At 64.7% G+C, this 10696-nt stretch carries 10 protein-coding genes; 1 reads left to right on the top strand and 9 read right to left on the bottom strand.

Going from position 1 to position 10696, the window contains the following annotated elements; genetic code table 11:
* Positions 1 to 138: 138 nt before the first annotated feature.
* The 9 genes from AB6M95_RS18495 to ybgF form a co-directional block, all read right to left on the bottom strand.
* Positions 139 to 645 (bottom strand): peptidylprolyl isomerase, encoded by a 507-nt coding sequence (locus AB6M95_RS18495; RefSeq protein WP_371388226.1) that lies wholly within the window; start codon positions 643 to 645, stop codon positions 139 to 141.
* A gap of 13 nt (positions 646 to 658) precedes the next feature.
* Positions 659 to 1609: a tyrosine recombinase XerC gene (xerC, locus tag AB6M95_RS18500; protein WP_371388227.1), complete on the bottom strand. Its 951-nt coding sequence runs from the start codon at positions 1607 to 1609 to the stop codon at positions 659 to 661.
* Complete coding sequence (locus AB6M95_RS18505) at positions 1584 to 2546, bottom strand: GGDEF domain-containing response regulator (protein ID WP_371388228.1); 963 nt, start codon at positions 2544 to 2546, stop codon at positions 1584 to 1586. Before AB6M95_RS18505 ends, xerC begins: the two co-directional genes overlap by 26 nt.
* 99 nt (positions 2547 to 2645) lie before the next feature.
* Entirely contained in the window at positions 2646 to 5069 is a 2424-nt protein-coding gene (locus AB6M95_RS18510; protein WP_371388229.1) for a methyl-accepting chemotaxis protein, read from the bottom strand.
* A gap of 332 nt (positions 5070 to 5401) precedes the next feature.
* Positions 5402 to 6238: an HDOD domain-containing protein gene (locus AB6M95_RS18515; protein WP_371388234.1), complete on the bottom strand. Its 837-nt coding sequence runs from the start codon at positions 6236 to 6238 to the stop codon at positions 5402 to 5404.
* Positions 6231 to 6653 carry a hypothetical protein gene (locus tag AB6M95_RS18520; protein ID WP_371388230.1) on the bottom strand — a complete coding sequence of 141 codons (423 nt, stop codon included), beginning with the start codon at positions 6651 to 6653 and terminating at the stop codon, positions 6231 to 6233. Before AB6M95_RS18520 ends, AB6M95_RS18515 begins: the two co-directional genes overlap by 8 nt.
* 72 nt (positions 6654 to 6725) lie before the next feature.
* Entirely contained in the window at positions 6726 to 6998 is a 273-nt protein-coding gene (locus AB6M95_RS18525) for a TMEM165/GDT1 family protein (protein WP_338666609.1), read from the bottom strand.
* A gap of 15 nt (positions 6999 to 7013) precedes the next feature.
* On the bottom strand, positions 7014 to 8240 hold the full coding sequence (dprA, locus tag AB6M95_RS18530; protein ID WP_371388231.1) for a DNA-processing protein DprA: 1227 nt from the start codon (positions 8238 to 8240) through the stop codon (positions 7014 to 7016).
* Positions 8241 to 8327: 87 nt separating this feature from the next.
* Positions 8328 to 9245: a tol-pal system protein YbgF gene (ybgF, locus tag AB6M95_RS18535; RefSeq protein ID WP_371388232.1), complete on the bottom strand. Its 918-nt coding sequence runs from the start codon at positions 9243 to 9245 to the stop codon at positions 8328 to 8330.
* Between the two features lie 192 nt (positions 9246 to 9437).
* Here ybgF and AB6M95_RS18540 point away from each other — a divergent pair, with 192 nt between their 5' ends.
* Positions 9438 to 10364: a hypothetical protein gene (locus AB6M95_RS18540; RefSeq protein WP_371388233.1), complete on the top strand. Its 927-nt coding sequence runs from the start codon at positions 9438 to 9440 to the stop codon at positions 10362 to 10364.
* The last annotated feature ends 332 nt before the right edge of the window (positions 10365 to 10696 follow it).

A 10696-nucleotide genomic window follows, 5' to 3' on the forward strand; every position in this document is an offset into this window, starting at 1 on the left:
CCCCGGAACCGGTGGACGAACAATAAAAGTGTTACCCATGTACCCGGGCAGAACTGTTACCCATGTTTCCGGTTGCACAGGGAAGCCCTTTTCAAAGGGTTCCCTTTCCCCCTTCCCCCGGCCGCCGAAGGCATTCTTCTATTCGAACCGGCGTGCGGTAATAATCGAGATGGGATCTTTGGGGACGTCGTCGAAGCCCTGGTAGGAGTGGGTGCGGAACTTGCTGATCTTTTCGGCCACGTTCATGCCGTCCACGACTTCGCCGAACACGCAGTAGCCGAAGTTCTCGTCGTCCTCGCCGGTGTGGTCCAGGTCGGCGTTGTCGGCCACGTTGATGTAGAACTGGGAGGTGGCGCTGTGCGGCTCGGGCAGGCGGCCCATGGCCACGGTGCCCTTGGTGTTCTTCAGGCCGTTGGTCGCCTCGTTCACGATGGGCTCGCGGGTCTCCTTTTCCTGCATGGAAAAGGTCAAGCCGCCGGTCTGGATCATGAAGCCCTTGATAACCCGGTGGAACAGGGTGCCGTCGTAGAACTCGTCGTCCACGTACTGGAGGAAGTTCTCCACGGTTTTCGGGGCCTTGTCAGGGAAAAGTTCGATCAGGATTTCGCCTTCCGGGGTTTCCAGAAGAACCAGGGGATTGTCCATGGGTGGTCTCCGTTCAGTCTTTGTCGGTGTCTTTTTCGCGGTCGCCCGCCAGCGGGTGCGCGTGGTCGTATACCTGCATGATGCGCTGCATGTCCAGATGCGTGTAGCGCTGGGTCGTGGTCAGGTTCTCGTGGCCCAGGAGCTCCTGCACGCTGCGCAGGTCGGCCCCGGCTTCGAGCATGTGGGTGGCGAAGCTGTGGCGGAGCATGTGCGGGTGCACGTCCTTGGGCAGCCCGGCCAGCTTGGCGAGCTTGGCCACGATGCGGTTGGCCTGCCGCCGGTCCAGCCGCTTACCAGCGCGGGAGCTGAGGAACAGGGCCTGTTCGGCGTAGTTCTCCTGGAGAAAGGCGTGGCGCTGTCCCATGTAGCGGCGGATGCGCTCCACGGACGCGTCGGACAGGGGCACGATGCGCTCCTTGCTGCCCTTGCCGGTGACGCGGATGACGTCGGAATCCACGTCGTTGAGGTCGAGCCCGATGGCCTCGCTGATGCGCAGGCCCGAGCCGTAGAGCAGTTCGGCCAGGGCGATGTCGCGCAGCCCCTCGGGGTCCGGGTCCACGTGCGCCTCCATAAGGGCCACGGCCTGGTCCACGTTGAGCACCTGGGGGTGGCGCTTCTCCTGCTTGGGGTTGCGGATGCCCGCCGCCGGGTCCTTGGTGATGAGCTTGTGGCGCAGGAGGTACTTGAAATAGGCGCGCAGGCTGGACAGTTTCCGGCCCATGGAGGTCTTGGTCAGCTGCCTGCGGTGCAGCTCGGCCAGGAAGGCGCGGACGTGGTCGCGGTTGAGCCGGGCCGGACGTTCCAGGGTCGCCTTGCGGCCCTTGAGGAATTCCTCGAACTGGTCGAGATCCGTAGAGTAGGAACGGATGGTGGCCGGGGAATAGCCCTTCTCGACTTCGAGATAGCCGAGGAAACCCCGGACGAGTTCGCCCAGGTCGTTACGATTGGCGTCGGTCGATGACATAGCTGCTCTTCGGGTCTTCCTTGGCTTTTTTCTTCAGTTCCATGGCGATGGACGAGACCTCGCCGTAGTGCTCGATGCGCCGGTCGGTGTTGACCACCACGGCCAGGGAGATGGCCATGAGCGGGAAGACCTTGGTGTTGCCCTCCCGGTCCACGGAGGTGATGTTGCCGCGCTTGCGGTCGTCGGGATCGTAGAAATGGGGCACGATCTCGTCGAACGCCTTGATGATCCGCTTGCAGGCGTCCTCGACCTTGTCCGGCGGCAGGATGAAGACGAAATCGTCGCCGCCCACGTGGCCCACGAAACTGGGCACGCCCTGGTAGCTGCGGATGGTGTTGACGATGACCCGGGCGGCCATCATGAGCACCTCGTCGCCGCGCGAGAAGCCGTACTTGTCGTTGTAGGACTTGAAATAGTCGAGATCGCAGTAGGCCAGGGCGAAGTCGTCGCCGTTGTCGATGTGCTGCTGGATGCGCTGGATGATGGAGGTGTTGCCCGGCAGCTTGGACAGCGGGTTGGCATCCAGGGCGCGCATGGCCCGGCACAGGGTCAGGTTGATGCGGTCGCGCACCTCGGGCGGGTTGAAGGGCCGGACCAGGAAGTCGTCCACCTCGATCTGGTTCCAGTTCCACGGCTCCTCCACATCCACCGGGTCCACGCACATGACCACCGGGACCTGGCGGTAGACGTTCTCGCTCTTGACCAGATTGGCCACCTCGCGGCCGGAGATGTCCTTGAGCCGGTTGTCCACCACGAGCAGGTCCGGCGGGTCGGTGAACATGAGCTCGATGGCCCGCGCGCCCTTGTCGAAGACCCGGAACTCCAGGACGTCCGGCGACCAGAGCTTTTGCAGCATCTCGGCCAGGGACTTGTCCGGGGAGAGCAAAAAGCCCGTCTGCTTGCGTTGGAACAGGGATTCTTCAAGGGTCTGGTTCATTTCCGAAATCTAGCACCGGTCCGGGGATGCGTCAAAGCAAGAACCCTCCCGTCCGGACCGGGCGGGAGGGTTCGCGTACGCGTTGTGAAAGGCGTCGGCCTAGGCGTCGTCGTGGCCGATGCGCGTGGTGATCTGCTTGAGCTCCTCGGCCAGCCGGGCCAGGTCGCTCACGGCGGTGGTCGATTCGGTCATGGCCCCGGCGATCTCGTTGGACACCTCGTTGACCTCCTCCACGCTGCGGCTGACCTCGCTGGTGGTCGCGGCCTGCTCCTCGGAGGCGGTGGCGATGCTGCGGATCTGGTCGTCCGCCACCTTGACCACCTTGAGGATGTCGTCCAGGGCCTCGCCCGCCTTGGCGGCCAGGTCCGTGGATTCGTCAATGGCCTCGGTGGCGTTCTGGAAGGCGACCAGGTTGCGCCGGGTGCCGTCCTGGATGGACTTGATGGCCCCGCCCACCTCCTGGGTGGCGTTCATGGTCTTCTCGGCCAGCTTGCGGACCTCGTCGGCGACCACGGCGAACCCGCGCCCGGCGTCGCCCGCCCGGGCGGCCTCGATGGCCGCGTTGAGCGCCAAAAGGTTGGTCTGGTCCGCGATGTCGGAAATGACGGTCATGATCGCGCCGATGGCCTCCACCTCGGTGCCGAGGTCGCGGATGTTCCTGTCCACCAGCCCGGCGCGTTCGCGGAGCTGTTCGATGGAACGGACCACGGCCATGACCACCTCGCCGCCGCGCACGGCGTTCTCGCGCATCTCGTCGGCGTTCTGGGCGGCGTTGGAGGCGTTGCGGGCGATCTCGAGCACGGTGGCGTTCATCTGCTCCATGGCCGAGGCCACGTCCGCGGACATAGCCTGCTGCCGCTCGGCGCCGTGGGTGGTCTGCTCCACCTGGGCGGCCAGCTCCTGGGAGGCGGCGGACAGCATGGTGGCCACGGAATCGGCCTGGGTGGCGGTTTCGAGCATCTCGCGCTGGACCCGACGGATTTCGGTCTGGTCCATGATGATCTTGACCGCGCCGAGCACGTCGCCGTTCTCGTCCAGAAGCGGTATGCCGAAGTAGTCGATCTCCAGGGACCGCGAGCCGGGATGCGCCTCGGTGTTGGAGAAGACCATCTCCCTGGCGCGCATGGCCTTGTCGCAGGCGCATTTCTCCGGGTTGCAGTCGCCGGTCAGGAAGTAGTCGGAGCAGGTGGTGCCGGTGAGCTCTTCCATGTCGGCCCCGCCAAGGGCCGCGCCCGCCTTGTTCATGAACAGGATGGAGTGGTCCTTGGAAATGGCCATCAGCGGCAGGGGCAGCTCGTCGAGCAGGCTGACCATGCCGTCGAGCATGTAGTTGGTGCCCGTGATGAGCCGGGCGAATTCACCCTCGAACCCGTCGGCGTCGCCCCGCTCCTTGAAGTGGCCGCGCTCGATCCGGCGGGCCACTTCGGCGAAGTTTTCGGTCATGGCGCGCACGGTGCGGCGGATGTCGATGAGCGCGGACTGCATGCCGGCGATCTCGTCGCCGTTCTCGTTCTTGTCGTAGACCCGGGCCAGGTCGCCGTGCGCCGTGGCCTCGGCCATGGCCACGGTCTTCTTCACCGGGCGGAACACGAAAAGGGTCAGCAGGAGGTGCACCAGGGCCATGACCACCAGGATCATCCCGGCCCCGACCAGCTTCATGACCTGGCCCTGCCGGGTGGCCACGCTGGCGATGTCGTCTACCGAGGCGGTCATGCACACGAGCCAGCCGGTCAAGGGGGCCTGGGCCACGGCCAGGACCTTGCGGCCGCCGTCCCAGTCGTACTCGACGATCCCGTCCTTGACTTCCATGGCCCTCTGCACGAACTCGAACCCGCTGGCGTCCTTGCGGAACTGGGTTTCATCCGGGTGGTGGATGAAGCGGCCGTCGCCGTCCAGGACAAAGCCGTAGCCCTCATTGCCGATATGGACGGGAGCCACGAACTGCTTCACGTAGGCGTCCCAGGAGCAGAAGAGGACCACCCCGCCCCGCACCTGGCCCTCGCCGTCACGGATGGGGTAGCTGATGCTGAAGATATGCGCCCCGGACTTGCGGTCGGAGACGATGGTCTTGTCCATGACCCCGGTGTCGTTGCCCTTGAGCACTTCCTTGGCGAAGGACCGGGACGCAACGTAGAGCCCGACCATCTTGACGTCGTCGCTGTTGGCGCCGGCCTGGACCTGCCCCCTGGCGTCGAAGACCTCCAGACCCCAGACGCTGGGATTGGACTTGACGATGGCGTTGCAGGCCTCCTGGGCCGCCTGGGGCGAGCCCCCCACGGCCGCGAGCAGGTCCGGGTTGCGGGAGAGCATCCGGGCCATGGACCGCTGATCCATGATGAACATGCTCAGGGAGCGCGCGGCGGACACCGCCTGCTCCTGGGCCGTGTTCACTGCGGCCGAATAGGCCATGCCGAAGGTGGATTCCGTAACGTAGTAAACCAGGCCGCCGATGCCCGCCACGATGACAAGGCACAAGGGAATGAGCAGCTTGAGGGAAAGCCGCCGCCGAATGAATGAAAGCATGCACCGCCTCACTATGCTTGGTTGGAAGACGCCGACGAGAACGGATGCGCCGGAGGTCGGACCTTCGCTTGAATCACGAATTTGTCAGCCCTTCCCCACAGGCAAACCAACGTACTGTTTATATACAGCATCCGGCCCCATGTGACGTGAATATCTCCGTTAATCTGATAACTTAACGCTATTGATTGGTCAATCTTGGAGATGGTAACCATTCTCGGATACCGTCAAAAGGTGGCTAAGTGGCGTGATTACCGGGCGAAAAAAAAGCACGGTTGTCACCAAGCGGGAACAACCGGCCAAATTGTCGGGTTAGATATGACAAAAACAGGAAATCAGAAGGTCAGATCCGAGACCTCGAGAAGCTGCCCGGCCATCTCGTCCATAACCTTGTCCAGGTCGCTCATGCGGAACTTGAGCGCGATGAGGGCCTCGGGCCTGAGGTAGGCGGTCTGGTCGTCGCCGGAGTTGCCGAACTCCAGCAGGCGGACCAGGAAGTCGCCCAGGTGGACCACACAGGACATAGGCTTGTAGAACTCGGCCAGTTGCGGGGCGTGGTGGCGGGTCATGGCCTCGCGGATGTTCGGCGGCAGCCCCCAGTGGCGGGCGAGCCAGGCGTTGATGCGATCGTGGCCGAAGCCGAGCACGTCCTTCTCGGCCTGGAAGTAGGTCAGGTCCTTGGCCCTGACCGTGTCGAGGATGGCCGCATGGGTGTCCGGGAGCTGGACGGCGGTGACCACCTTGCCCAGGTCGTGGAGCAGCCCGGCCACGGCATACTCCTCCGGGTCCTCGAACCCGGCCCGCCGGGCGATGATATTGCAGGCCGTGGCGCAGCCGAGCGAATGCTCCCACAGCCCCTTCATGGCCTGGACCATCATGTCGAAGACCGAGGTGGAGATGATGATGCCGCGTACCACGTTGAAGCCGAGCAGGACCAGGGCGTGCTGGATGGAGCTGATCCGGCCGGGAAAGCCGTAGATGGGCGAGTTGACCATCTTGAGCACCTTGGCGGACAGGACCTGGTCCGTGGAGATGACCTTGGCGATGGCCTCGGTCGAGGCGTCGGGGTCCTCCACCAGCTGGGTGATCTTGTCCAGGACGTTGGGCAGGGTCGGCAGGTCCTTGACCTGAAGGATCTCGCCCTTGACCCGGGTTTTCAGATCGTCATCCATTTTCATGCCCGTCTCCGCCGTTGCCGTTCATCCCGCCGCTCGCATCCGGGCCGTCGCCCGCGCTCTCCACATGCTTCAGGGCCTGCATCTTGGCCTCCTGGGCGGCGGCCTTGATCTGGAAATACTGGCGCATGCGGTCCTTGACCCGCATCATCCACTTGTCCTCGGCATACTGCCTGAACAGGTGGTCCAGCCTGTCCCGGCGCTCGCCCCAGTGCGTCCCGGCCCCGGCCCCGCCCATTTCCACGGGGTGGCCCTGCACGGTGATGCGCTCGATGTTCATGCCCTCCAGCCGCGAAATGAGGCTTTCGGTCAGTTCCATGCCCTCGGCCATGATGGTCATGCCGTTTTCCCTGGTCACGGCCTTGGCCAGCTTCATGCCGGGAGCGGCGAGGTTGATGGGTATCTTCTGCATGTCATTCCGGTCCGGGGTGAGGGTTCGGGGTATAAAAATACACTGCGCCCCGACTTCCCACAACCCCGCTTGTCAAATCTTGTCAAAGAAAATCAGACAGCCCATGACCACGAAGGACACGGCCGCGATCTTCTTGATCAGGTCGGTGGGGATGTAGTTGCAGATGAACTCGGCGAACATGACCCCCAGGAAGCTGACCAGGACAAGGGCCAGGGACGATCCGAGGAGCACGGTCCAGGGTTTTTGGGTCTTGGCCGTCATGAGCATGCAGGCGAGCTGCGTCTTGTCGCCGAGTTCGGCCACGAACAGGGTGCCGAAGGTGGTGGCAAGCAATTTCCAATCCATGATAACCTCTAATGGTTAGTTTTCCCTGGCCAAGTACCACATGCCGGGCAGTTGCCGCACGGCGCCGCGCATCTCCAGCTGGAGCAGGATGCGGCTGACCATGGACGGATTCCAGCCGAGTTCCCGGCCCAGGGCGTCTATGTGCATCTTGTCGGCGGCGTCGAGCAGGTCCAGGACGCGCTTTTCGTCCTGACCGAGCCCCATGGCCTCCCGGTCCACGAGAGGCGACCGCCGCCGCGTCCGCTCCGCCCCGCCGGGGGCCGCGCCGGACGCCTTCTTCTTTTTGACCACGGCACGGTCCACGTCAACCCCGTTCTCTCCTTCGGACGAAACCGGGTCCGGCACCTCGGCCAGCTCGCGGGCGAAATCGAAGCGCAGGATCTCGACGATGTCCGAGGCGGACTCCACCAAGGCGGCCCCCTGCTTGATCAGCCGATGGCAGCCGGTGAAGGTCGGCTGCCCGATGGGGCCGGGTACGGCGAACACGTCCCTGCCCTGCTCCCCGGCCAGCCGGGCGGTGATCAGGCTGCCGCTATTGTGCGCGGCCTCGGCCACCAGCACCCCCAGCGACAGCCCGCTGATGAGCCGGTTGCGCACTGGGAAATGACCGCCCCTGGGCTCCGCGCCGGGGCCGTATTCGCTGACCACCAGTCCCTTCTCGTAGAGCTCCCGGCGCACGTCCGCGTTGCCCTGAGGGTAGTCCACGTCCAGGCCGCAGCCGAGCACCGCGATGGAGGAGCCCACGCCCTGGAGGCCGCCCAGGTGGGCCTGCCGGTCGATGCCGAGCGCCAGGCCGGAAACGACCGTGATGCCGATCTTCGAAAGCTGCGCGCTGATCCGCCCGGCGGTCTCCAGACCCAGACGGGTGCATTCCCTGGCCCCGACCACGGCCACCCCGGGGTTACCGAGCAGGGACGCGTCCCCGCGCACGTAGAGCATGGCAGGGGGATCGGAAATCTCCTTCAGGGAATCGGGGAAACGGGGATCGAACCAGGTGACCACGTCCATGGACTGCCGCCGGGCCTCCTTGTACTCGGCCTCGGCCTTTTCCCGCCAGACCTCGGCCGCGCAGGCCTTGGCCAGGGCCTTGGACGACAACTCGCGGTCATGCCAGGCGGCGGCGTCCCGCACCGCCTCGAAAGCGCTCGGGTACGCGGCGAACAGCTCCCGCCACACCTTGGGCCCCAGCCGGGGGGTGTGCTTCAGGGCCAGACAGGCGAAGAATTCTTGTTGCAGGTCCATCAGCCCGTCAACCTCTTCGGGAAAAACAAGGCCGGACCCCGGAAGCGGGGAAACCGGCCTCTTGAAACTTCAGGGCGGGACGGCGGGCTAGCCACCCAGCCGGGCCAATTCCTTGCGGCCGAGCCCGGCGGCGGACGACTTGGGGAAATCCTCCACCAAGGCGCGCAGGTAGAAAATCGCGTTGTCCGGGTCGCCCACCCGGTCGTAGGACATGCCGATCTTGAGCAGGGCGGCGGCGGCCTTGTCGTGCCTGGGGAACTTGCCCGTGACCTCCTTGAAGGCCAGGATGGCCTGGGCGTAGTTCTGCTCGGAGTAGTAGGTCTCGCCCTTCCAGTACAATGCGTTGGCCGCAAGTTCGTTGTTCGGGTACTTGGCCAGGAACTCGTCGAAGGTGGCCCGTGCGGCCTGATACTGGCCCGCGCCGTATTGGGCGTACCCCCGCTCGTACAGCCCCTTTGCCCCGGCTGCGGTCCTGGGCGCAGGTTTTGCGGCGGGCTTGGCGGCCGCCGGAGCCTGGGTCGGCTTGGGGGCCTGGGCGCGCGAAACGACCTCGGGTTCGGGGATGGTCTTGGGCGGTTCTGGCACGGCGGGCGGTTCGGGAACCTTGGCCCACGGCTGCTCCGCGTCGTTCTCCAGCACGGGCGCGCTCTTTTCGGCACCTTTGCCGCCCTCCACCCAGCCGTCCTCATCGGGTTTGAGGTCCGAGGTCCAGGTCTCGCCGCGCGGCGCGTCGGACGCCCCGGCGGGCGCTGTGGCCTGCGCGCCCCGCAGGGCGGCAAGCTCGGCCTCCACGGCGGCCATGCGCTTGTCCAGCTTCTCGCGGGAAAGCGCGTCCTCGTCCGCCATCTTGCGCTGCTGTTCGCGGAAATTCAGGAAACTCTCCTCAAGGCTCTTGATGCGCCACTCCGTGCTCGCCGACTCGGTTTCGGCGTTCTTCTGCGAGGTGGCGCAGCCCACCAGCGGCAGGCAGATCACGGCAAGCAGAAGGAGTTTCAGGCATTTCATCAGGGAGGTCTCCGTGCGGTCTCGTTTGGGCGTTTCATAGGCAATAGGCGATACCCGGATTTTTTGCAAGGAATCTGACGCCCAAGATGCTCTTGCGCCGGGAAATGCACCCTTGCATGCGGCACGTTTTTCAGGCAAAAAACGCCCACGGGGCACGGTCCGCCCCGCCAACCTACCGGAGTCCAATCGACCATGAGCACCCAAGAAACCCTGACCCTCATCGCCTACATGCTGGCCCCGGCCTTTTTCAGCCTGCTCGGCATGGCGGCACTCGGCAGCCCGGCCATCGCGGTCCTGGGCGAAATCTCGGCCAAGACCCGCAAAAAGGTCTTCTTCGACAAATACGGCCAGCAGACCGCCGCCATGGGCCTGATCCTGACCGTGGCCCTGATCCTCATCTGCGGGGCGTCCTTCGGCCTGGCCATGGTCAAGTTCCCGAAACTCTTCGAGGCCTACTTCACTCCGGGCTCGCCCTTCTTCCAGGGCAGCGTGGCCATCGGCGTGTTCCTGGTGGCCGGGTTGCTCTATTTCACCACCTGGAAAAAACTGCGCAACGCCAAGCCCGCCCACATCGCCCTCGGGCTGGTGGCCACTTTCGCCGCGCTCAGCGGCCTGGCCATGATCGTCCCGGCCAAGCTGCTCTTCAACTTCTCCCTGAACGGATCCACCGGCGACGCCCTGACCAACACGGCCATCCTGGCCCAGCCCATGTCCGCCATGTACGCCCTGCTCGTCCTGTCGGCGGCCGCCGCCATGAGCCTGGGCTACCTCATCCTCCGGCGCAACAAGGACGACTTCGGACGCGACTACTACGGCTTCGCCCTGCGCATGGCCGCCCGCTGGGCCCTGCTGCCCATGATCGGCTTCCTCGGCTGCCAGTTCTGGCTCTACTCCCGCCTGCCCGCCGACATCCAGGCCCTCGTCCTGGGCACCCCGCTGGCCTACGTCTGGACCGCCCTGATCTGCATCGGCGCCATCTGCTGCTTCATCTGGCTGTTCCTGAGCCGCAAGGAATCCCCCATGCGCCTCAAGGGCCTCGCCGTTCTCTCCCTCGCCCTGTTCTGGATCATGCACGCCCTCAACGTCACTCTGTTCGTCAACTTCATGACCATGATGTAGACGAGACGAGCAACGCGAAAAAGGTCGGAGAGCAAACGCTCCCCGGCCTTTTTCGTGCGCCGTGTTCCATTTGGGGAGGCCTCCGGCGGGGCCTCGCCGGCCGGGCGTCTCCGACGGCTTAAGAACCTCTTGAAAGAGGTTCTTAAGAATCTCCAGAACTTTTTGTGTCGCTTCGCGAGGACCGAGCGAATGCGTCACCCCAGCCCTCTTCCATCCCCTTGCCGCGCTCGCGCAAAGCCATACCCAAAAACACGACGTACCTTCACCCGCGCCCACGCGAATGCGTCCACAAAAAGTTTAGGAAGGAAAGGGGGATGGGGTCCGGGGGAAGG

This window comes from Pseudodesulfovibrio karagichevae, assembly GCF_041414475.1.
GTDB classification, from domain to species: Bacteria; Desulfobacterota; Desulfovibrionia; order Desulfovibrionales; family Desulfovibrionaceae; genus Pseudodesulfovibrio; species Pseudodesulfovibrio karagichevae.